The organism is Paraburkholderia sp. BL9I2N2 (genome assembly GCF_004339745.1).
Classification (GTDB): domain Bacteria; phylum Pseudomonadota; class Gammaproteobacteria; order Burkholderiales; family Burkholderiaceae; genus Paraburkholderia.
In genome coordinates, this window is sequence record NZ_SMGP01000006.1 from 277,698 (window position 1) to 299,003 (window position 21,306).

Annotated in this window: 20 protein-coding genes and 1 pseudogene; 16 read left to right on the top strand and 5 right to left on the bottom strand. The window is 60.4% G+C overall.

Features of this window, described 5'->3' with window-relative positions; translation table 11 throughout:
- Positions 1-17: 17 nt before the first annotated feature.
- The 4 genes from B0G74_RS46360 (at position 18) to B0G74_RS44870 (ending at position 3,351) form a co-directional block, all read left to right on the top strand.
- Positions 18-1,067, top strand: a complete 1,050-nt coding sequence (locus tag B0G74_RS46360; RefSeq protein ID WP_207915830.1) for a hypothetical protein — start codon at positions 18-20, stop codon at positions 1,065-1,067.
- Positions 1,068-1,395: 328 nt separating this feature from the next.
- On the top strand, positions 1,396-1,659 hold the full coding sequence (locus B0G74_RS44860) for a hypothetical protein (RefSeq protein ID WP_132384323.1): 264 nt from the start codon (positions 1,396-1,398) through the stop codon (positions 1,657-1,659).
- A 14-nt stretch (positions 1,660-1,673) separates the two neighbouring features.
- Positions 1,674-2,393: an autoinducer binding domain-containing protein gene (locus tag B0G74_RS44865; RefSeq protein ID WP_132384324.1), complete on the top strand. Its 720-nt coding sequence runs from the start codon at positions 1,674-1,676 to the stop codon at positions 2,391-2,393.
- Positions 2,359-3,351, top strand: coding sequence for a fatty acid desaturase (locus B0G74_RS44870; RefSeq protein WP_132384325.1), 993 nt, complete (start codon positions 2,359-2,361; stop codon positions 3,349-3,351). Before B0G74_RS44865 ends, B0G74_RS44870 begins: the two co-directional genes overlap by 35 nt.
- A 71-nt stretch (positions 3,352-3,422) precedes the next feature.
- Here the strand turns inward: B0G74_RS44870 and B0G74_RS44875 are convergent, their stop codons facing one another.
- Positions 3,423-3,710: an Arc family DNA-binding protein gene (locus tag B0G74_RS44875; protein ID WP_132384326.1), complete on the bottom strand. Its 288-nt coding sequence runs from the start codon at positions 3,708-3,710 to the stop codon at positions 3,423-3,425.
- A 433-nt stretch (positions 3,711-4,143) separates the two neighbouring features.
- Here B0G74_RS44875 and B0G74_RS44880 point away from each other — a divergent pair, with 433 nt between their 5' ends.
- The 12 genes from B0G74_RS44880 to B0G74_RS44940 all read left to right on the top strand — a co-directional run bounded on the left by B0G74_RS44880 (position 4,144) and on the right by B0G74_RS44940 (position 15,982).
- Positions 4,144-4,527: a mating pair formation protein gene (locus B0G74_RS44880; RefSeq protein ID WP_132384327.1), complete on the top strand. Its 384-nt coding sequence runs from the start codon at positions 4,144-4,146 to the stop codon at positions 4,525-4,527.
- Positions 4,528-4,536: 9 nt separating this feature from the next.
- A complete protein-coding gene (locus tag B0G74_RS44885; RefSeq protein WP_132384328.1) occupies positions 4,537-4,821 on the top strand; it encodes a VirB3 family type IV secretion system protein in 285 nt (94 codons plus the stop codon).
- A 130-nt stretch (positions 4,822-4,951) separates the two neighbouring features.
- Positions 4,952-6,376: a P-type DNA transfer ATPase VirB11 gene (gene virB11 / locus B0G74_RS47335; protein ID WP_243658620.1), complete on the top strand. Its 1,425-nt coding sequence runs from the start codon at positions 4,952-4,954 to the stop codon at positions 6,374-6,376.
- 64 nt (positions 6,377-6,440) lie between these two features.
- On the top strand, positions 6,441-7,130 hold the full coding sequence (locus B0G74_RS44900; RefSeq protein WP_243658621.1) for a lytic transglycosylase domain-containing protein: 690 nt from the start codon (positions 6,441-6,443) through the stop codon (positions 7,128-7,130).
- The gene (locus B0G74_RS44905; protein ID WP_132384330.1) at positions 7,120-7,467 is read left to right on the top strand and encodes a hypothetical protein; all 348 of its coding nucleotides are present in this window, start codon (positions 7,120-7,122) and stop codon (positions 7,465-7,467) included. The genes B0G74_RS44900 and B0G74_RS44905 overlap by 11 nt, the downstream gene beginning before the upstream one ends.
- Positions 7,464-8,120: a hypothetical protein gene (locus tag B0G74_RS47340; protein ID WP_243658622.1), complete on the top strand. Its 657-nt coding sequence runs from the start codon at positions 7,464-7,466 to the stop codon at positions 8,118-8,120. The genes B0G74_RS44905 and B0G74_RS47340 overlap by 4 nt, the downstream gene beginning before the upstream one ends.
- A 222-nt stretch (positions 8,121-8,342) precedes the next feature.
- The gene (locus B0G74_RS44915) at positions 8,343-8,942 is read left to right on the top strand and encodes a phospholipase D family protein (protein WP_132384331.1); all 600 of its coding nucleotides are present in this window, start codon (positions 8,343-8,345) and stop codon (positions 8,940-8,942) included.
- Positions 8,943-8,953: 11 nt separating this feature from the next.
- Entirely contained in the window at positions 8,954-10,435 is a 1,482-nt protein-coding gene (locus B0G74_RS44920; RefSeq protein WP_132384332.1) for a hypothetical protein, read from the top strand.
- A gap of 278 nt (positions 10,436-10,713) precedes the next feature.
- Positions 10,714-12,108: a type IV secretion system DNA-binding domain-containing protein gene (locus B0G74_RS44925; RefSeq protein WP_279388660.1), complete on the top strand. Its 1,395-nt coding sequence runs from the start codon at positions 10,714-10,716 to the stop codon at positions 12,106-12,108.
- Between the two features lie 22 nt (positions 12,109-12,130).
- Positions 12,131-13,423 (top strand): DUF1173 domain-containing protein, encoded by a 1,293-nt coding sequence (locus tag B0G74_RS44930; RefSeq protein WP_132384334.1) that lies wholly within the window; start codon positions 12,131-12,133, stop codon positions 13,421-13,423.
- A 392-nt stretch (positions 13,424-13,815) separates the two neighbouring features.
- A complete protein-coding gene (locus B0G74_RS44935) occupies positions 13,816-14,619 on the top strand; it encodes a Crp/Fnr family transcriptional regulator (RefSeq protein ID WP_132384335.1) in 804 nt (267 codons plus the stop codon).
- A gap of 982 nt (positions 14,620-15,601) precedes the next feature.
- The gene (locus B0G74_RS44940; protein ID WP_132384447.1) at positions 15,602-15,982 is read left to right on the top strand and encodes an SET domain-containing protein-lysine N-methyltransferase; all 381 of its coding nucleotides are present in this window, start codon (positions 15,602-15,604) and stop codon (positions 15,980-15,982) included.
- Between the two features lie 1,126 nt (positions 15,983-17,108).
- Here the strand turns inward: B0G74_RS44940 and B0G74_RS44945 are convergent.
- The 4 genes and pseudogenes from B0G74_RS44945 to B0G74_RS44955 all read right to left on the bottom strand — a co-directional run.
- A pseudogene (locus tag B0G74_RS44945) lies at positions 17,109-18,324 on the bottom strand (IS91 family transposase); the annotation flags it as partial.
- An 8-nt stretch (positions 18,325-18,332) separates the two neighbouring features.
- A complete protein-coding gene (locus tag B0G74_RS44950) occupies positions 18,333-18,923 on the bottom strand; it encodes a tyrosine-type recombinase/integrase (protein ID WP_243658624.1) in 591 nt (196 codons plus the stop codon).
- A gap of 28 nt (positions 18,924-18,951) precedes the next feature.
- Positions 18,952-19,212, bottom strand: coding sequence for a phage integrase N-terminal SAM-like domain-containing protein (locus tag B0G74_RS47345; protein WP_243658625.1), 261 nt, complete (start codon positions 19,210-19,212; stop codon positions 18,952-18,954).
- A 1,169-nt stretch (positions 19,213-20,381) separates the two neighbouring features.
- Positions 20,382-20,666, bottom strand: a complete 285-nt coding sequence (locus tag B0G74_RS44955) for a hypothetical protein (protein WP_243658626.1) — start codon at positions 20,664-20,666, stop codon at positions 20,382-20,384.
- Positions 20,667-21,306 lie beyond the last annotated feature (640 nt).

Genomic DNA, 21,306 nt, shown 5'->3' on the forward strand with positions numbered 1-21,306 from the left:
TGGGATTGCTTCAGAATATGACCACGACGATCGAAGACCGCATGATCTTGCTCCGGAATGAGCAGGCACGCCTCGCTCCAATTGAAGACGAAGGGACGAAGGGGGCACTTCGCAGGGCGTCCGGTTCTCTGCTTCCGCGGCCTGAGCCTGGCCGGGGCTACCTGGAGCGGCTGACGGAGTACACCCGTATTTCCGTTCAGCGCTGGCGCAAGGTTCTTCGTCGCCGACAACGGCCGACGCCCGACAAGATCGAGGCGTTGGCGCGGCTTTTCCCACACTATGCTTTCTGGCTTGTCACGGGCATTACGGACGCGGCGAACGGCCATGTTGCGCCAGATAACGCGCAAACATTTCCGGAGCGCCTGTATGCGCAGTCAGATGGCGCATTCCAGTATTTCCGCAGATCACTGGTTCTATTTCGCCGACTGTTCGAGGAGTCGGGCGTAAATCTGGAGGATGACCATCAGCGCATGTATGCAGCGGAGCGCACCAGGCCGCTCGCGCACTGGCACGACAGTCCGCTTGTCGATGCGGCTTGCCGGGTCGCTCAATCGAGGGAGTACTGCGAGCTAGGAGAGATCTGGGCGTCCCGCGAGAAGTACCGGGCTGACGAGCTGAAGCGCATTTGGCCAACTTCCCCTGACGGTCGGCCGTGGGTTCGCCGCGCCAAGGATGCGAAGGAGCAGGGGCTCTCGTTTCCCATACTGGGCGTCGATCCCCGCACAGCGCACCGGGACCACTGGGATCTTTACTACGTCCCGCGAGCGCCCTGCCCAACGCGCTTCGCGTTGAGCGTTCTGAACACATCGCCGGCGGAGTTGACCAGCGACGAGTTGGAGCGGGTGCGCACGTGGCTGGAGCAGTTGCAAGACGATGATCTGTCGGTCTTCTTTCAGTATCTCGAGCATCACGGCATCGACGTTGAGTTAATTTTCCCGAGGGAGCCCGGAACCATACGATTCGCATGGCTCGGAATGGCCGAGTCCGAGATAGATCGGTTCGTCAATTACGTGCAAAGCCTGCATTCGAGTGGAATGCGCGATCCGTATCCAGCACGGACGGGCTGAAGGCTGGCGTAGCACTCTGGTGCGTGAGGTGGCCCGGCGATTCGCCGGAGTGAAGATGATTAGTTGGATTGGAAAACCATGAGCGAATGTATCAGCATTGTGTGCCCTTCTTGTGGGGTCGATCACGGTGATGATGGATGGGAAGTCTTGCAGGAAAACGAAGTCCATCGGATGAAGTGCGAAGCCTGTCATGCGGAATTTTTCGTGTCGATTTTCGAGTGCGAAAGCTGTGTGGCAGACAATGTGATTTCGTCTCGGTCTGAGCATGAAGTCAAGGATCGAACGTGTCGCGCGTGCGGATATCGCCCCGAGATCGAAGGCGAGGATCATGAAGAACCTGGTCTATGAGCGAGCCATTAGCGCCGATGTCGAGCAGGTGGGCGTTCGCCTCTATCAGGTGCCAAGCGGCTTCATTGCGGAAAGGTATCTGATCCAGGGCGACGAACTTATGCTGGTTCAGATTTTGCCGGTTTCATCAAAAGACGAGTTTGAAAAGTTCGCGCTTTCGGACCCGCATCATTCGGCGATGCGGGTAATTTATATGGAAGTGCGAAACATTGTCTGGGAAGGTGGAGTTGGTAAAGTAATCTAGACGGATCGATCATAATGGAACTGAGCTTTGATGCCGTTATAAACGCAGCGGATGAATTGGAGTTGATACCGCTTGTTAGGGACGCGATTCGATCGAAGGGGGCCGAATGGTTCGTATTCGTTTCGTTGCATCCTACCGATCATTCAGCTGGTCGTTCCACCCATCGATTCCTGATCGGTTGCCGCCCCGAATGGTGTCAACTGTACAACGCGAACAGATGGTATCTGACGGACCCCTGTCTCGATTACGCGCGATCGAACACGGCGCCAGTGCTAGGCTCGGAGTTGCCAGTGCGGACTGCTGGGCAAAAGCGGATGCTTGAAGTGGCCGCGGAACACGGGTTTCTCAGCGCATTCCTCATTCCTGCGCATGCCAGCGAGAAAGGGCGGATTGGAGCTCTCTACCTTGGCTCGAGCACGAGGCGCGACGAGGGTGAACCGAAGCTCAGGGAGGGAAGGGCATTTTTCCGGGCCCTGGCACTGGAGCTTCTTGATTGGTCATCGCGAGCAGTGCGAGAAGATGCAATCAGAAAGTGCGGTCTTTCGCAACAGGACGTGCAGTTGATTGGCTTCGTGCGATCTGGCTTTAATGCAGGTGCAATCGCCGACGAACTGAAGGTGTCTTCGACGACTGTCTACAGGCAGTTCCAGCGCATCAACGAGAAGATTGGCGTATCGCACATTACGGCGGCGGTGCGGTTTGCGGAAGAAAATGACATCTTTGCGCAACCGTAAAGGCGGGTTCTGGCTGTCGACGCTATTACCGGCGGCCGCGGCGGCACTGTTCTTTTTCGGGTATCCCTGGCTGTTTTTGCTTCTCTTGGTTGCGGTGGTTCCGGCTGCTGACGCGCTTATTGGCCAGGATGTGGAGGTCACAAACCGGAGGGCGAGCCACGCGCCGGGCGGGCCCGCAATTCCGGTCACTTACATCTGCGTCTGGGGCATCGCGGTGCTTGTTGCTCTCGACAGAGCGGTGACCGCGAGACCGCTGGAGTTCGCCGGACTGGTAATTGCCTCCGGCGTGGTGAGTGCTTTCGCAATGGCGCACATTCATGAGGTAATGCACCGGGGTGGGCGCCGGTCGAGGTTGATCTCCGACGTAGCGCTAGCAGTCGCTGGATACCCTCACTACCGAGTCGTACATCAACTCCATCACGAGCATGTCGGCGATCCGCGATTTGGCTCAACGGCTCATGTTGGCCTGTCGGTCTGGTGTCATGTCGGCCGCTCCTTCTTCGCTGCGCTGAGATCCGCTATCGCTTACGAGCGTGGGCAGATCCGCCATTGGAGAGAAAACAGGCTGCTGCCAATCGTCCTGGTCAGCGTAGCAGTAGTGGCTCTTTTCGCGTGGTTTGGCGGTTGGCGCGGGGCCGTTTTCTACTTGGGGCAGGGCATACTCGCCGTTTTCATCGTAGAAACGGTCGGCTATCTGCAGCACTATGGTCTGTGTGGCACTCCCGATGAATTGGGCAATCAGGTCGCATGGGATGTTAATTTCTGGCTGTCCAACCGGTTACTCGTAAATAACGGTCTTCACACTCGCCACCATCTAGAGCAGACGCATACCTATGATCGCCTGGTTCAGACCGGCAGAGCCCTTCCTGGCGGCTATCTGCATATGTTCGGCCTGGCGTTAATTCCACCGCTCTGGTTCTCGGTCATGAACCATAGGCTGCCCAGGGCAAGCGACTAGCATAAACCGCTGGCGGCCGCAAGGCTAAGTGGACCTATTGAATTCGTCACCTCATCTGTCGGAAAGTGTCACTACGGTGTCGTCTTAGTAGTGCGTTTGCGCGCGGCAAGAGCGAGCATGCGTTCGGCGAACATCGTTATCTCGTCTGGGGTCATTAGCTCGGCGAGAGACATTGTAGTGACGGTTTCACGCAATTCGTCGACATCGGTATCGTCGCGGACGCTGAGCTGGGGATAGGTCGACGCCAAACGAGCGACCAGCTCAGCGTTGAGTGGGCGCTGATTCTTCGTGGCGGATTCCTTCAACTGGTGGTAGAGGGACCACGGTAGCCGGAATTGAGAGCGGTAGCTGTCTTTCATAGTGACATTTGACACTATGACGGCGCTGGAATATAGTGACAACATGTCACTATATCGTAGTGACTGCAAAGCACTGGAGGAGAGGGAATGGGTGACATCGTTCGCTCGCAGTGTCGACTCCCCCGAGAGCTAAATGATTGGCTCATCGAGCGGGCAAAGCAGGAGACGCGGTCGAAAAATGCGCAGCTGGTTGTTGAGCTTCGCACTCGTCGGGCCGAACTGGAAGACGAGGCGGTCTGCAGGGGATGCGCATCGGATGCACCGGCGTCGCCAACGTCGCGACAGGAGGAGGTGTCAGAGCGGGATTAACTTGGCTCCCATCGCGATCCGACCAGGTTGTTGATGGCACCCGGAGCGCGATAAGAGCGGTTGATGTCGGTGCTACCAACACTGACACCAACCTGACCATTTCGCAACCCTGTGAGGACTAACCATGGCTGCCGCCATTATAGGCGCGCTCACGCTCGCCCCTGCAATTCAGCACTTCTTGCTTAGCAAGCCCCCCCTGCTAACGCGCTCTCAAACAAAGTCGGCGGCCACGCTGGTCCTGTTGTTCGTTGCCGCGGTGTTCCCCGAATGCGCCAATGCGATGGACTACAGCACCGGCACTGGCCTGGTTCGCGATTTCGTTAGCTGGCTGTTCGTCGATGCGGGTCCCTATGTCTTCATGGCGATTCTCGGCATCTGTGTGCTTGGGGTGCCGAAGGGCTGGATTCCGATGAAGGGTGCCGTGATCGCAGTTATCTGCTCATTTGTGTTCTTTGCGGTCCCCTCCATCGTCCGCTATGCGGCGTCGGTCGCTTCCTCGCAGATCTGAGGTGAGGTCATGCGTGAAGTACACGAAATCCCGAGAGGCATGGTGCAGCCCTGGATGATATGGGGCTGCCTGGCTGAGCTGTTCCTTGGTTCGTTCGTATTGCCCGCGGTTGTCTTCATGTTCCTCAAGTGGTGGCCGGTGATGCTCGCCGTGCCCTTTCTGGTCATCGGCGCCTATCTGATTACCGCGAAAGACATGTTCGCGTTCTCGGTCGCATATCAGAGCTTTGGCGCGACGGCGAAGCCACGTAGCCTCAAATACTGGGGCGGAGCGAAGACCTATGTCCCTCGGTGACTTTCTGGATCGTCATTTCGGCGCGTCGCCATTCGTTCAGCGGAACGAGGCAGACAGGGATGATGCGGCCGATCTGCACGCCTCGCGCGAACTTCCGTTCGGCGTGAACGCATACTACAACGGCCATACGTTGCGCACGCTCGACAGCGCACTGGTGCAGATTGTGCGTCTCCAGGGGCTCTACGCGGAAATGCTGGATGACACCGGCGTCGATGCGTACAAGCATCAGCGGAACACCGCGCTGGAGTCGATCGCTGACAGCAACGTGGGCGTCTACGTGTACGAGATCCGGCGCAAGGCCAACCGGTGGCCTGCCGGCAAGTATTCGAACTGGTTTCCGAATTTCCTCAATGAAAAGCTGAAGGCGCGTTTCCAGACGCGGTCGTTGTATCAGCACGAAATCTATATCGCCATCGTGCGCTACCGGCACTACAGCGGAGTAGTGGGGCAGCTCGATCGCGTATTCAATGCGTTCAATCCCTCCGGCGCCAACGATAGGCTTGAAACGGAGTCGCGGCAGGCGCGTGACCTAGAAGAGAAGGTCAACTCGCTGATGAAATCGCTGGCGCACTACGCGCCTCGCCGGCTGGGCCGGGTCGAAACGGAAATCGGACCCTGCTGTGAGATGGCGCGTTTCCTACGTTATCTGCTCACGCAGGAAGACGGTCCCGTGCTGGCTGATTCATATACGCCAGTATTGACCGAAAGCACGTTGCGGGACTTTGCGGAGCTGGTGGCGCATCACTCCGACCAGGAGACGGATGCGAAGCGCCCGCTTCTCGCGGCCTCGATCCCCTCGGAACTGACGGGGCCGGGAAATCGCGATTTCCGTATTCAGGTTGTCCAACCCCCGGCGGTGCCGCCCGGCACGATCGCGATTGCAATCCGCAAACCGTCAACGCTCGATCTGACGATGCAGTACTACGAGGAGAGCGGTGCTTTCAGGCGAGTCAATGAACCATTGCCCGATGCGGAAGACACTGGCAGGAAGCTGGCGATGCTATACCGCGACGGCAACTGGCCAGCCTTCCTGCGGCTCGTCGTCGAGGCGAAAAAGAACATCGTTGTGAGTGCACCGACTTTTGCAGGCAAGACTGAGTTCATCAACATGCTCCTGAAGGAGATCTCGCCGGATGAGCGGATCGTGACGATTGAAGACGCGCGGGAGCTGCGGCCGCCGCAGGCCAATACGGTGAACCTGCTGTATTCGCGGGGTAATCAGGGCACGGCGAATGTGACGCCAGTTGAACTGATGGAAGCATCGTTGCGCCTGTCGCCTGATCGCGTCATTCCGGGCGAACTGCGTGGCGCTGAAGCATACGTCGCGCTCGAAATGCTGAATTCCGGTCACGGCGGCTGGATGACGACGCTGCACGCAACCAGCCCCGAGCACATGTTCGAACGACTCGCGCAGATGGTTATGCGCTTCGGCTCGACCTTGCAGCGTGCCGAGATTATCGACTATGCCCGCAGTCTCATTGACGTCGTGGTGCAGATGCATCGCTATGACGATGGGGTGCGGGGAATCAGCAAGGTGCTCTATGTCTCCCATTAAATCGCTCGTTGTGCCTCTGGCGCTGGGTGTAATGCTACTGTCCGCTCAAGCGTCACAAGCGGATATGCAGTTCGCTTCCCCACCGGTTGCAGCCTCCTTTGTCTCGCTGGCCCAGGCGTGTGCCCCTGACGTTCATCACGCGCTGTTGGGGCGCGTGGCGACGGTCGAGAGTAGCGGCAATCCGTTCGCGATCGGCGTCGTCGGCGGCCATCTTGCGCGACAGCCAAAAAACCTTCCGGAAGCGCTGGCCACCGTCAAGGCGCTCGACGCCGGCGGCTGGAACTACAGCATGGGACTGGTGCAGGTCAACGTACACAATCTGGCGCGTTACGGACAGACCACAGAGAGCATTTTCGAACCCTGCACGAACCTCAAGACCGGTGCCGCGATTCTTAAAGCGTGCTACGCCCGCGCAAAACCGCAATTTGCGCAGGCTGATGACGCGGTACGTGCGGCGCTTTCCTGCTATTACAGCGGCGATCTGACGCGGGGTGCCGCATACGCGCAAAAGGTCGCGGCTGCCGTCCCGGCATCCGGTGTGCAGGGGGCGCAGCCGATCGAGGTTGTTCCAGACGTTCGCCCTGCAGGTGGACCAGCACGTCGCGCGGCGGCACGGCCGGAGCGCGCCGCAAAGTCTGCGGCCAAAGACGACTGGTTCACGACCTATGGTGACGACGAGGACGGTCAGGTCAATGGCCAGGGCAGCGATTCGCGCAAGGCAGTAAAGGCGTCTGGAGCCGTCGATGACCAGTAACCAATTTCGCATGCTTGCTGCCGCCCTGGTGCTGGACGTCTATGCCGTCACGGCGTGCGTTGCGGCGTCGCAATGGTGGCATCACCAGTCTGGGGCCGGAGTGCAATTCGCGGCGCTCATGGTGCCTATGTCCTTTTATCTGGTGGCCCGGCTGGTGCGGGATAGCGGAGGCTGGATCCTGCTGCCGCCCGTGCTTGCCTTGATGTGGCTGGGTGCAGTGGCTGCGTCGCCGTTCTGTCTGTTGGGTCTGGCCGTGCGCAATACGTGGGGCGCCTGGCGAACCACGAGGGGCGAGCGCAGGACGCTTACTTTGGAAGGGGGTGGGGTATGGCAATGAGAAACGGAATCAGGCTGATGCTGGTCATGTCGGTGCTCGCTGCTGGTGGTCACGCCGGCATGGCCCGTGCCGATGACGACTACGGATGCCGCATTGTAATCTGCCTGGGCAACCCGTCATCGAATGGCGGCCCGTGGGCACCGGTCACCTGCGGGCCGGCAATGGATCATCTGATGGACGATCTTCGCCACGGGCGCGGCTGGCCGCAATGTAAAGACTCGGACATGACCGTCCGTCAGAACAACACGCCGTACGATCCATGCCCTGCTGGCACGACGGCCGCGGCGGCCGGTGCGTGGGTGGCCGAAGGGCAACGTAAGGCCGGGGCCCGTCCATATAGTGGCATGAGTGGTTTCGCACTGGCCGGAACGCCGAGGCCTTCCGTGGCGGATATGAGCACCGATTACTCGTATTACGGGCCGCAGGCCTGTGTAGGCAGCCAGGTCGGTGCGTACCAGGTGTACGGCGATCCCTCGGGTGATGTGTCCGTCGTGAGCTGGCGAGATGGACGAAGCGGGCGTGACGGTGGCGGATACGACGGCGGTCCAGTCACCGTCACGGTGTATGACCACATCGTCTGGCAACAGCCACAGTCGCCGAATGCGGTCGACGTGTACGAGGCCGGCCAGTTCCAGACACGCATTCACTACTAATAGGGTGCTGGGGATGACTTACGCGGCAGCGCATGGTTGGACACGGGTGGGTCCGTATGAACTGGTTCATCCGACTGGCTGGCGGATTGCCAGTTGCATTGTTCAGGGTAAGCCTGGACACATCCTATGGCACGGTGGCGAGACGCAGGGCAATTTTCGTAGTGTTGACGTCGCCGTGGCGAAGCACGTCGACTTATTGGGTCAGGGCCGGCGAGGGCGAGGATGAGCAGACTCTACCGTTCTCTCAGATCTGCAGCCGTCACGTCGGCCCTGGCGGTTCTTGCCTTTCCCCTTCTGACCTGCTCGAGCAGTGCCCGGGCCGCATGCGTAGCCCCTGACGGTCCTGCGATCGACACGGGCTTTTCGCCGGAGGGTTCCGCCGGGCGGCTGGTGCTCGACGCCATCTGTTCGGCACGCCACTCGATCCGCATCGCGGCCTATAGCTTCACGTCGTCAGCGATAGTTCGCGCGTTGATCGCCGCGCACGGGCGAGGCGTCGATGTGGCTGTGGTCGCGGATGAGAAAAGCAATCTTGTCGAGGATCGCAGCGGCAAAGGACGCATGGCGCTCAACCTACTGTCCGGTGCAGGTGTTCCTGTGCGCACGATCGATATCTATCCCATTCATCACGACAAATTCATGGTGATCGACGGTGAATCGGTTGAGACGGGCAGTTTCAATTTCACGACGTCGGCCGCCCGGTACAACAGTGAAAACGCTGTGGTGATGTGGCACGTGCCGGTGGTCGCGCAGGCGTATCAGCAGCACTGGCTAAGCCGGTTCAACCAAGGGCGCCCCTGGTCCGGGCAGGGGTCGAACTGACGGAGGTTTTTATGTTTGAAGACACCGTATTGCGGTTTAGCGACAGGGAGCGTCAGCGGCAGCTTGCGGAGCAGGAACATGCGCTCGCGCAGCGTCGCGCGAGCCTTGAGGCGCGTCAGAAGAATCTTGCATACCGGCAGGACTGGCTTAAAAGGGAGCCGCGCGCAGTCGCGCTGGCGGTCGAGCGCGAGGACCAGCAGCGCCGTGAAGACAGGCAGCTCGCGACCGATGCCAAAGCGCTCAAGACACGTTTTGGTCTGAAAGACAGTGAGCTGATTGACACCGCCGCGATGCGCGGCGCGCTCGAACAGGCGTTAGCCGAAAAAGAAGTCGAGCAGGCACAGCGGGCCGAGCAGATTACCGATCGGGCGTTGCTTCTGTCGGGTCTGAACAAGCTGGCGTTGATCGATGCGAAGAAGACCGCCGAGCTCCTGCATGCGAACAAGGATCTGAATGTGGCGCGCGAATGGAGCCGGCAGGAAGTTGCCGACATGTTCGCGAAAGCGCAGGCGCGCGTCGACGACAAGGGCGCCACTTACACCTACCCCAAGACGCTCCATGGCTGGGCGAAATCGCTGGAAGCCCGCAGTCGGGAACTGGAGCTTGCCGAGATCAAGCTCGATGCACAGGAGCAGGCATTACGGGCGCAGGTGCGCCGTGCGATCGAGGGGCCGGAGAAGACCGCGGCGCAGCCCGTCGCGGAGCAGGCCGCGCAGAAGGCCGCAGACCGTACGGTAGAGGTGGCGGCGGGCGTGGGTGACGCAGCGGCCGGTGCCGCGAAAGAGAGCCTCAGTATTGATACGTCTCTGGAGACATTGAAAGATCCGGCCAAATTTGCAGCGACTGTCGATACGGTTGCGAAGACGACGGGGGTTAGTGCTGAACAGGCCAAAGCCACGCTCGAAATGCTGCGTGAAACGAAAGAAGCCCACGCGGGCAGGGCGCCAGAAGTGGCGACGTCTGACAAGGCCGCGATCGATGCCGCGCGCAATGCGTTCTTCACGCGCGGCAGTGGGAAGAGCACGGCGCCGGTCGAGAAGGTAGCAAAGAGGGCCGCCGAAAAACCGGTGGCGCAAAAGTCGAACGTCATCGAAATGGGCGCTGGCAAGCGAACGCCGTCCGTTGCGCCAGTGGAGAACAGTGGCCAGCCACCGGAGGCAAGGAACTCCGTCGACGGGGTTGCGGGTTTCAGGAAATCCGGTCGAAACAAGACGAAGGATGCCGCTGACCGCGGCTCTCCAGCTGCCGGCAAGTCGGCTGACGCGGGCAAGGTGCAACAGGCGGAAGGGGCCATCGTCGCGCGTGCCGACGCAGGACCACGTAAGAAGTTTTCCGAGTTGAATGCGCATGAAAAGCTCGAGCGTCGAGCTGAGTTCTTCGGAAACCTGCGCGAGTCGGCGGGCTTTACGCGCGACGGCAAGCAGGCAGTCTCTGAGCGGGCGAAGGAGGCCGTCCGGCCGGGAAAGCAACGTGAAGGACACGGGATAGGCTGATCATGCAAAAGCACGAGGTCGTGATGATGCAGTGGACCGGCGCAGTGCTCGCGCTTGTCCTTGGCCTTTGCGTGTCCTTCACCCTGGCAGGTCATTCGCCGTTTCCGTTCCCGGCCGGAATCATCAATGGCTTCATGGCGGCCGTGCGTGATCCCCTGCTTTTCTGGGGTGCTGCGCCGGGTGTTGCGCTTGCAGCGGGTGCCGCATGGGCGTGTCATGAATACCTGTTCAACGGCTTTGAAGGCTACCGGTACGCCAGATTCATCCGTGGCACGAAGATGGAAAACCGGCATCAGCTGAGCAACCGGATCACGCGACATAACAACCAGTACCGCAAACAGGCCGTGAAGCATGGCGATGCACTGCGCGCGCCAGTCGCGGTGTGTGGTGTCGAGATGCCGACCGATCTGGAAACGCAGAACCTGATCATCGTGGGCGCGCCCGGCACCGGGAAGAGTCAGGCAATCAATGGCCTGGTCGCGTCGGCACTGCGCCGTGATGACCGCATGGTGGTGGTCGATCCGAACGGTTCGCTCATGTCGCGTTTCTATCTGCCTGGCGATGTGGTGATCAACCCGTACGACGCTCGATGCGTCGGCTGGTCGCTGTTCAACGAGGTCGATCACGGCTTCGACTTCGAACGCCTCGCGCATTCGGCGATTCCGCCTCAGAACGGGGATCAGGCCGAAGAGTGGGCGGGGTATGCGCGTGCAGTGCTCGCTGACACGATGAACAAGCTTGACCAGGACGACATGCGCGACATGGTGACGCTGACGGATCTGCTTGTGCGTGAGCAGCGCCCTGTGTTGCAGAAGTATCTCGAAGACACGGATTCGGTGGGGTTCTTCGCTAAGGATGCAGACCGGGCGACGGCCAGCATCATCTTTACGCTGAACAGGTACATCCGGCCACTGCGGCGCATTCCCGATGGCGATTTCTCAATCCGGCGCTGGATGAGCAATGAAAACGGCGGGAACATCTGGCTTACGTGGCGTGAGGACCAGCGCACGGCGCTGGGTCCGACGATCCCGGTTTGGCTCGATCTGATCTACGCGATGATCCTCAGCGAAGCGCCGACTTTTGACCGGCGACTGTGGGTATACAAGGACGAACTCGCCTCGCTCGGCCGTCTCTACAGTTTCGAGGCTGCGGTCTCAAAGGGGCGCAAACATGGCCTGTGTGTGGTTGGCGGTGTTCAGGATCTCGTCCAGATGGACATGCAGCTGGGCGAACTGCCCGCGAAGGCCGTGCTGTCGTGCTTCCGCAGCCTGCTTGCGATGGGCGGCGCCAATGCCCTGACGACCAGACGCATGTCCGAGATGATTGGTACGCACGAAGTGGAGCGCCATCCGATCGGCGTGCAGGGACAGTGGCGTATCAATACACGCGAGCGCCGCCGAGAGTCGGAGCATGTCGTCACGTCGTCGCAGATATCGAACCTGCCCGACCTGAACGGCTACCTGAAATACGGCAAGGATTGGCCTCTTGCAAAGATCCGGTTCGGCGTGCGCGACTATCCGGTGCGTGTGCCTGCTTACATCGAGGCACTCCGGCGCGACGTTCTTCCGTCAACCGCTGTTCCCGAAGCTGTTAATCCAGCGCCTGCTTCGCAGGGCGAACCCGGGGCAAATGCAATCATCATCGGCGCGACCCTTCCTTCAACGCAGTCGTAGAGACATCGATAGAGGTAACGCCATGAGCGAGTTTCGATTCGATGACGTGATTGTTGCGGCTATTGCCGATGACCTGCAGACGTATCTTGCCGATGCCCACGGCGAGAAGGTTCGGCCGCTGTGCATGTGTACGCCGGTCGGCGTCCCGATGTATGTCGCAAAAGTCGGCGAACACTATGTGATCAAGCGCATGCCGAATACGGGGGGTGCACATGCGCCGGACTGTGCGTCCTACGAGCCGCCGGCGGAACTCTCCGGACTGGGCGAGGTGAAAGGTGAGGCTATTCGGGAGAACATCGAGGATGGTATTACCACGCTCAGGCTCGATTTCAGCCTGTCGAAGTCCGGTGGTAAAGCGGCGCCGGCACCTTCAGGCGTAGCGGCCGACACGGTTCGCACAGACGGCGCAAAGCTGACGTTGCGCGGCACCTTGCACTACCTCTGGGAAGAAGCTGGGCTGAATCGCTGGTATCCGGCGATGGAGGGCAAGCGCAGATGGTACGTCGTGCGCAAATTCCTGCTGCAGGCTGCGGCCGGCAAGGTGTCCAGGGGGGAGCCGCTGGGGCGGTCACTGTATGTGCCAGAGTCGTTCTCGCTGGAGCATGCGGCTGGCATTACACAGCGCCGCATCGCTCACATGGCAGAGCTGGCCATCAACAGGAAAGGCCGCAAACTGATGATCGCGATTGGAGAAGTGAAGGAGATTGCGGAGTCGCGCTATGGCTTCAGGATCGTCGCGAAACACCTTCCCGACTTTCCGTTCATGCTGAGTGAGGATCTGCATCGGCGACTGCAGAAGCGTTTTGCCAATGAACTGGCACTGTGGGACAGCATTGAAGACGCGCACCTCGTGTTCATTGCAACGTTCGGGCTGAGCCCGACCGGGATCGCAACGATCGAGACGCTGGCCCTCATGGTCGTGTCGTCCAACTGGATTCCATTCGAGCACGCTTACGACAAGCTGATGCTCGATGCGCTCACGGCGCACAAGCGCCGCTTCGTAAAGGGCCTTCGTTACAACCTGGCGGAAAACAAGCCGCTCGCCTGCGCGGTGCTGGCTGATGTGTTACCGAAGCCCGTTGCGCTGTATGTGCAGCCGCCCGGCGTGGAACAGGAAGACGAGGATGCCTTGTCGAGCTTGCTCGACAACAGCGATATGCCGTCATGGATCTGGCGTGCGGGCGAAGAGATGCCAGAGTTGCCGCCGCCATCGTTGGCTCGGGCTACGAAACCATGGATCCGTACGGCAGACGCGTTGAACGAGGTCTATGCGTCCGCGGCCGCATCGTCACCGAAACAGGAGACTACACGGTGAGAAGCGGCTTACTGACTCCGCATCGACTGGAAATTATTTCTATGTTCAGCAGGAGTGCATAGCGCACGACAAAACGGAACTCACAAAAGAAAAACCCTCGCCTGGCAGCGAGGGTCGTTCTTGACGACAGCCAGCACCGGAAAAAGTGCTAGATGCATCAACTTCAGTGACTGAAGTCGATTCTAGCAATTACTCATTCGGTGTCAAGCGTCGTCGGTGAGCGTTTGATCGCAAAAGATGAGTGACCCCATGAATCGACGACTACCCAAAGGGGCCAGACGGTTCCTTTCCATTCCTGACGCAATGTCCGCGACACTACGCTCGATGAGGCGACGCAGGCGAAGGGCGTTTCGCTGTCCGGTTTTCTGATCCTACGCTGCATCTGCCCCGGAATGTCCGGTCACCTGCATGCTCGTCGTGTCGCGGCACTCCCGCCCGGGCTACCCACCCCTCCGAGGACAGGGGCGGGCGGGATTCCACGTGTGCTGACCGAACTCATGCACCGCCTTGGACGCTATCTCGACGCGCCGGATGACTGGTTGCCGAGTCTGAACCGGGCAAACGGCTCGACACGCCAGCAACGTACTGAACGAAGCGTTGCCTGCGTGCAACTGCTGCGCGCGAGTCTCAAATACCTCGATCTGGTGACCATGCGCGTAGGTGTCCCGTCAGTGGGACGCGGGATGCAGAACGTGACGCTGCGCTTTCTCGCCGGGCAAGCCGGGCTTGATATGCGTCGTGCGGAGCGCGCGACGCGTGACCTGCAGGCAGCGGGGTTGACCTCGGCGCGATCACGCTGCGAGCGCGGGAAGGACGGTAGCTTTAAAGGGCTTGCCGCAATCAGATATCTACCGGAAGCACTGTTTGGCGCATTCGGCCTCGCCAAGTGGTTGCGGCACGAGCGCAGCAAGGCTGCGCTGCGCCAGCAACTGCGTACAGCCGCTGACGCCAAACAGTGCCGTCGCAACACGCGCGAAAATGCGCGTGGCCAATTGTGGCTCGAAAGCCTGAAAAATCGCGTGTCAAAATGCCCCGACCCGGCGCGGTCGGCGCCGGATGACGGAGACGCCGGTCTTGCCGCCGAGTTCGAGCGCCAGGTTCAGATCCGGGCCGGCAAGATCAAGCAGAACGACCCTTCCCTCGACCGTGACGTTTGTTTCAGGCTTGCGCGCCAGCAGCTGGTGCCTCCCCGATAGTTCTACCTTCACATGCTTTCTCCGACGACCCGCTTGCCGCGAGGAACGGGCACGTCCGGATGCGCCGTGCAGCGGGCGAATGGCCCGGTGAGCGCGTATCCAGCGCATCCACACTCAGAAACCTGCGGCATTGCGTCGCTTGCATGCGTCGTCGTGTGACCTTGTCCACATCAAAACCATGCACAGTCGAATAAGTGTCGGGGCGATTGAGCATTAAGTGTCGGTTCTTAATCACCGTTTCTTTTCACTACTCTCCAACGGGCACTAGCGATCAGTCGCGTAAAGACTGGCCTGGTGAGTGATGCCTGGCGGTTGCGGTAGGCCCTCACGCGATCGACGCTGAGCTTGGGCGGCATTGGAGGCGCGTCGAGCAATTGCAAGAAAACGACGAATTGGGGCTGCTGCCAACCTGCACTCCGCAAATCGTGGTTCGGATCCGATGGAGGGCCCACGGTAGAACGCGGCTCAGAATGCGGCGGCTGATCTGTAATCGCCGCCTTCTTGACGACCCGCACACGATAAGCGGTGGCGTCGTACGAAAGGGCCCAACATACGACGGCGGGTCGCCGATGGGCGCTGCCGTTTGCCCCTACATAGGCGCGCAAGGCTCATCCCGGGTCCGTCATCGATCCGCTACTGCTTGATGACGGGATTGATCCTCCTATGACGGATTCAATGCCGCGTACCAGCGTGCAGCTTGGAAAGGGAAATCGGAATCGTTGAGTTCCGCAAGTCGTTGGCCTGATCAACCACGCTGTGAATGTGGTGGATTCGTGTCCGATCCCCGAAAAGGCTCACCGTTGTCGATCGACAAATGGGACTAGACGCTCATTCACTAACGTTCCTGAGCGACATATCTCAACGTTCCGGCTTCAACACAAAGACTCGGTCCGCTAGCCTGGTAGTTATTCGCCCGTCACATCGCAGTGGATGCGAAAATTTTCCGCTCTTATACCGGGAGGATATCAGTCAGGGAAACAGTATGCGGCGTTTGGTCGTCCGACGGTCGTCAATTCATGGCAAGGGTGGTTTCGCGATGCGCGCCCTCGCGGAAGGCGAGCGCGTGCTCGAGTACAAGGGCGAAATTACACACTGGCGCGACGCCGTGTGTCGTCACCGTCGGGAAGGCGTCGCGGGGCACACCTTCCTCTTCGGTCTGTCAGATGTGCGCGTGATCGCCGGCAGCCGCGGCGGCAACAGCGCACGATGGCTGAACCATGCGTGCGCAACCAATTGTGAGGCCATCGAAGACGATGGCCGCATCTTCATCCACACGCTCCGGCCGATCGACGTCGGCGAAGAACTGTTCATTGAATACCTGCTGGCTACTGACGATCCGCTCGATGAAAACGTTCGGGCGTAGTACACGTGCCGGTGCGCTGCATTGGATTGTCGCCTGTCGCTGCTCGCGGACCGGCATTACTAACATCGCGGAGCCCGTCGCGAGCAGCGTCCCATCCCCGGCGAGCGGCCATGCTACAGAGCTGGCGCATGACGGTATGGTCAGGATTGGCGAGGGGGCGGTTTTTCATCTCGATGTGCTGAAACTCACGTTGCCACCACGTGACACGTCCGGCAGAAGTTCTGGCGCCTTTACCAGAAGGCAGATGTCGCTGGAGCTGGATGATCTGCTGTCACGCCAGCGCGCGTAGTCGGCAGAATCAGGGGAAACGTCGATGCAAAAACGGAAGCCGGCACGAACAGGGGCAGCTGAAGTCAGTTTGATGGAACTGCTGAAGCAGGTCGAACAGGCATTACGTGTAATACGTCCCCGTGCACCCGTTTGCAAGGCGCTGGCGGATCTGATCCGGCGGCTCGGTTCGGCCAGCAGGAAAACTCCCGCACGGGGCAGTCGATGCACGCCTCTGCGGCGTCGCCACAGAGGCGTCGTCGAATTCTCGCCGCTGTTTTCCTAAACGAGACGCGACGCAGCGATCCGTCCAGCCGCATCAGTGGGACCTAGGCTGCGACGACCCGGGGGCGCCGGCCATGCAAATAGGCGCTCGGCAACGCAGCGGTGTCGGAGGCAACTGGTCGAATGTCTCAGTTCGCGGTACGACGGCCTCTCGATTTTGCGAATCGTACGGCGGTTCGTCGGCATTATGGAAAGCTTTGCATAAAGCAGAGATTTTTTTGGTTGGCGATCGCGGCTACTGACGCGTGAACAGACCGGTCGAGGCCAGTCCGCGATCGGTAATCAAAAAAATGTTTGTGCTAAACCGCTCCGCAGGCGCTGGCGTTTATGGGCATTGAATGATCGTGGCGGTGATTTGTGATGCCCGGCGCACGGGTGGCGCGCGCCAGAACCAGGCGGTTGACCGGGGCCGTCGCGCGAAGACAGCGGAAATGCGGACGTCAATTGGTAAGGAATGCGGAGTTTCGCGGCACGGTGATGGTGCGACGACGCCAAAGCGCGAGTCGGTTCGCGTTGGCCGCAAGGGGAAGACCAACGTGCGCGTGGGTAGTGCCGATGCCGGCCAGTGCACATGGCTCGGGTCAGGTGGCGCCCGCGGCAGGATGCCAGGCGTGTCGCCAGGCAGCGCGCCTTCAATGCGGACCATATGGCCCTTGCCGCACACGGGGCAATCGGCCAGTGACTTGCCGGTGAGCCGCTGGTAACGGTCACGGTAGTCTTCTGCAAGGACGGGTGACGCGGCGGCGGGCGGCTCGACGCCGAGCAGCCGCCGGTAGGTGGCAAGTCGCAAGTCGCTCTGTCCGATCGCGGTTGGCGAGCCATCCGTAGCTGCGGATGCGCTTGAAGCCGGCGGGCAGCACGTGCAGCAGGAAGCGACGGATGAACTCGTCGGCCGTGAGCGTCATGGTGCTGTGGTGCGCTTCGTGACGGTAGTCCTTCTACTGGAACAGGACCGAATCGCCATCAAAGCGCAGCAACCGGTTATTCGAGATGGCGACGCGATGCGTGTAGCGGCCCACGTAGTCGAGCACCTGTGCGGCGCCGCCAAACGGTGGTTTCGCGTAGACGACCCACTCCGCATGAGCAGCGGGCGCGAGCCAGGCGGCGAACGCTCGCGGATCACGCAACGGCTCGAGCTGGCCATGGAAGCGCAGCGCGCCGGCGTCTAACGCGCGGCGCAGCTGGTCGAGAAAGAGCCGCCGGAAGAGCCGCGAGAGTACCCGCACGGGCAGAAAGAAGCCTGATCGGCAGGCGATCCAGCGCTCGCCGTCCGGGGCAATGCCGCCGCCTGGTATCACGCAGTGGACATGCGGATGGTGCAGCAGATTCTGCCCCCACGTGTGCAGCGCCGAGAGGAAGCCGATCTCCGCGCCCAGGTGTTTCGGATCGGCGGCGATGGTGCGCAGCGTCGGGGCGGTGGTGCGGAACAGCAGATCGTAGAGGGTCTTCTTGTTCTGGTACGCGAGTGTCGCAATGGGTTCGGGCAGCGTGAAGACGACATGGAAGTACTCAACCTCGGAAAGCAGTTCGGCCTGCCGGCGCTCGAGCCATTGCGCGCGGGCGAGCGACTGGCATTTCGGACAGCAGTGATGGCGACACGAGTCGTAGGCAATGCGCTGATGGCCGCAGGCATCGCACTCCTCGACATGACCGCCGAGCGCGGCGGTACGGCACAGCTCGATGGCGCTCATCGCGCGGCGCTGGGCACGACTGAGGGCGTCGGCATGGGTCTGCCGGTAGTGAGGGCCGCAACGGCGGAAGATGTCCGCTACCTCGAGCGCCGGTCGCATCGCTGGCTTCAGAAGTACTCGGGCGCAGGCGGCTGGGGTGGAACGGGTGCGGGATGCGGCAGCAGCTCGAAGGGACTGGTGGTGGCGCACACGGTGCTCGTCGCCAGCTTCAGGTACCGTGCCGTGGTCGCCATGCTGCGATGTCCCATGAGCAGCTGGATCCTGCGTACATCGGCACCGGTTTCCAGCAGATGAGTGGCGAACGCGTGCCTCAAGGAATGTGGTGTAACGGGTTTCGTGATACCGCTGCGCTCACGTGCAAGCCGGCATGCGTCGCCCACGGCATGGCGGCTGATGGGCCGCCCCGGAATGCTGCCTGGAAAGAGCCGTTCCCTCGGGTGGGCGTCCTGCCAGTACAGTCGCAGGACCTCGAGTAGACGCGGCGAGAGCATTACGTAGCGATCCTTGCGGCCTTTACCCTGGCGGACACGGATCATCATCCGCTGGCTGTCGATATCGGTGACCTTCAGATGCACGACTTCGGAGACACGCAGGCCGGCCGCATAGGCCGTCATCAGGATGGCGCGCTGCTTCAGGCTGGGAATCGACTCGAAGAAACGCGTGACTTCCTCGAAGCTCAGGATAACGGGCAGCTTCACGGGCCGTTTGGGCAACGGGAAATCCTCGTCACTCCAGTCCCGCCTGAGCGTGATGCGGTACAGGAAGCGTAGCGAGCCCACGGCCAGTTGGACACTGGCTGGGCGCGAGCTTGCGTTCGTTGGTCAGGTGGATAATCCAGGCACGGATCTCTTCAGGACCGAGCACCTCGGGTGAGCGCCGGAAGTGTCGGGCAAAACTAGAAACCTGCAGGAGATAGGTCTTCTGCGTGTTGACAGCAAGGTTGCGGATCTGCATGTCGTTCAGCATGCGTTGGCGGAGCAGCGTCATGGCGGACCTCCGGGGAACAGTGGATGGCATGCCCGGTTGGGCACTTCCATGCTGCTCCTGGCCGCCTGCTCGTCCCTTCCCCGTAGCTCGGCATCTGACAACCGTCCTGACCGAACGCCAGGCACTGACCTCCGCTTCGCTCCCCCTACCGCGTCAGCGGTTTAGTACAGCTAAAACTATGTCGAGTTCCCAGCAGCGTAGCCTGCCGCCGACCCCGAGCATGACTGGCCCTGTCCAAACTGACCCAGCTACTTGCCATAATCAACGGCTTTACATAATCGGCCATAGCAGACGTGCGAGCGGGCACGGTTCTACGTCAGCTATGGGCGGATTGCTGCCAGCGGCGGCGTCGAGCAGTCGGACGGCAGCTTCCTCGATCGGTGCCCTCACACTTTCGACCCCATTCAGCATCTGTTTTATCAATCGTATGGGTCGTCTCGGTCGTTTCAGATAGCGGTTGGCCTTTCGCGACACAGCCGCCAGGTTAACTACCCTGATAGATATCGCACGACAGGCCCGCCACGCACGGTTGACCGTCTCGGGTTTTGCCGTAACCATTTCGTCCGCCCGATTGGGCTCCATAGTCCCACGGACTGTCGCCGTCCATCGGCGTCGCCCGCTGCGATGAATTTAGTGGTTGCTGACTGGATGAGGGGCTAGCGACGTCTGACGGTTGCATTTCCTGAGAGTCGGCAGCGCCTGCCGCGGTGAGCAGGAATAGCACGATGGTTACAGCCGAGGGTTGCACTTTCATTTCTTCACCTTTTCGTCATCAACGGGTTGAGTTAGCGACGCCGAACTTGCGGCCGGGGAAAGAATTTCCACAAACGCGCGGCCGAGACGTCGTTTTATGTGAGCGGTCCCGCGACGGCTTGATTGACGCGAAGAAGAGTTGGCCGTGGCCCGCACCACTTCGAAGTCCTGCCAGTTGCAACTGGCGCGGCGATTTCGAACTCCAGCTTCGCGACGGCCCAAATGTTCGTTATGACGCCCGTCCGCTTGCTCCTGAAGCCGTCGCGCCGGTCGCGTGTCGCGGCGCCTCCCCTCTCAGGGCGCGCCACCTGAAAGAGTGACAGCGAACTCGGTAAGCCGGACCAGGGATTTCGTCCCCTTCGCGATACGGGCATCGGGTACTTTCCAGTCATGGCTCGCGCGCCGTCAGATCTTTGTTAGCTCCCTCCGAAAAAAACGTTGCATTGTGGATCCACCCGGCACGGTCTGGCATGTTTTGCACCGGCTTGCACCCGTGTGTCGGGCGTACCGCCGTATGCTTCCATCCCCGCACTCGGGTCAGAGGGTTGTGTTGCGGCGTTTTCTTGCGTGGTGGGTTGAGAGGCTTGCGGTGTATCTTGCGAATGCGCAACACCGGCCATGACAAACAGCACGACAGCGGATGCGACTATCAGTGGTGATTTCATGTTGATTCCTTTAGCTACGTTGAGTTTTCCATTCATGCGATTCGTTATTCGCGTGCCGCGAGCTCGAAATCCACGCGCATCGAGCGTGTCGCGCACGAGCCGTAATGCAGGTGGTGATTGATTTATAAGGTTTCGTGAGAGGGTTCGTTTGGAGTTCGAGCAATCAGCCTGTTCACTTCATGTCGACCTACAGCAGTCTTTCGCATGAGCCAAGGCCGGTTCAGCTCATCACGATGACCAACCGCTCCGGGTACACTCGACGAATGCCCCCTCAGCGTTGCTGTCCTATCCATTCTTGGTCAGGCGCAACGCCGTCGCAACGCACATGTGTAGGCGACGGACCCGCAACGCCGACGAAAGATGTATGCACTCCCGTTAGCCGATCCTGGTGAAGTATCAGCTAGTCGCCTTCAATGATGGCGGAGCGCCTCGCTGAACCTTCCGGTGCAGCCAGGAACACATCCCATTTGTTGATACATTTGTGGCTGATGGTAGAAATTGCGACCTGTTATTCTGTTCATATGTCTTTTCGCACGAAGGCGTTGCGCACCGATGACCACCAGCGCCGCTTTCACTGGCATGTGCCGTCGTACCCCCTTAGCCACGTTCGGTGGGGACCTGTCTAACCCGCGGCGCGCCGATACAGCCTCTCGACGTCGCGCGCTCTCCGCGTACG

Excerpts from the sequence above, each read along its gene's own strand:
- B0G74_RS46360 (WP_207915830.1), top strand. The coding sequence starts at position 18 with ATGACCACGACGATCGAAGACCGCATGATCTTGCTCCGGAATGAGCAG.
- B0G74_RS44860 (WP_132384323.1), top strand. The coding sequence starts at position 1,396 with ATGAAGAACCTGGTCTATGAGCGAGCCATTAGCGCCGATGTCGAGCAG.
- B0G74_RS44865 (WP_132384324.1), top strand. The coding sequence starts at position 1,674 with ATGGAACTGAGCTTTGATGCCGTTATAAACGCAGCGGATGAATTGGAG.
- B0G74_RS44875 (WP_132384326.1), bottom strand. The coding sequence starts at position 3,710 with ATGAAAGACAGCTACCGCTCTCAATTCCGGCTACCGTGGTCCCTCTAC.
- B0G74_RS44880 (WP_132384327.1), top strand. The coding sequence starts at position 4,144 with ATGGCTGCCGCCATTATAGGCGCGCTCACGCTCGCCCCTGCAATTCAG.
- B0G74_RS44885 (WP_132384328.1), top strand. The coding sequence starts at position 4,537 with ATGCGTGAAGTACACGAAATCCCGAGAGGCATGGTGCAGCCCTGGATG.
- B0G74_RS44900 (WP_243658621.1), top strand. The coding sequence starts at position 6,441 with ATGCAGTTCGCTTCCCCACCGGTTGCAGCCTCCTTTGTCTCGCTGGCC.
- B0G74_RS44905 (WP_132384330.1), top strand. The coding sequence starts at position 7,120 with ATGACCAGTAACCAATTTCGCATGCTTGCTGCCGCCCTGGTGCTGGAC.
- B0G74_RS47340 (WP_243658622.1), top strand. The coding sequence starts at position 7,464 with ATGAGAAACGGAATCAGGCTGATGCTGGTCATGTCGGTGCTCGCTGCT.
- B0G74_RS44915 (WP_132384331.1), top strand. The coding sequence starts at position 8,343 with ATGAGCAGACTCTACCGTTCTCTCAGATCTGCAGCCGTCACGTCGGCC.
- B0G74_RS44920 (WP_132384332.1), top strand. The coding sequence starts at position 8,954 with ATGTTTGAAGACACCGTATTGCGGTTTAGCGACAGGGAGCGTCAGCGG.
- B0G74_RS44925 (WP_279388660.1), top strand. The coding sequence starts at position 10,714 with ATGGAAAACCGGCATCAGCTGAGCAACCGGATCACGCGACATAACAAC.
- B0G74_RS44930 (WP_132384334.1), top strand. The coding sequence starts at position 12,131 with ATGAGCGAGTTTCGATTCGATGACGTGATTGTTGCGGCTATTGCCGAT.
- B0G74_RS44935 (WP_132384335.1), top strand. The coding sequence starts at position 13,816 with ATGTCCGGTCACCTGCATGCTCGTCGTGTCGCGGCACTCCCGCCCGGG.
- B0G74_RS44940 (WP_132384447.1), top strand. The coding sequence starts at position 15,602 with ATGCGGCGTTTGGTCGTCCGACGGTCGTCAATTCATGGCAAGGGTGGT.
- B0G74_RS47345 (WP_243658625.1), bottom strand. The coding sequence starts at position 19,212 with ATGACGCTGCTCCGCCAACGCATGCTGAACGACATGCAGATCCGCAAC.
- B0G74_RS44955 (WP_243658626.1), bottom strand. The coding sequence starts at position 20,666 with ATGAATGGAAAACTCAACGTAGCTAAAGGAATCAACATGAAATCACCA.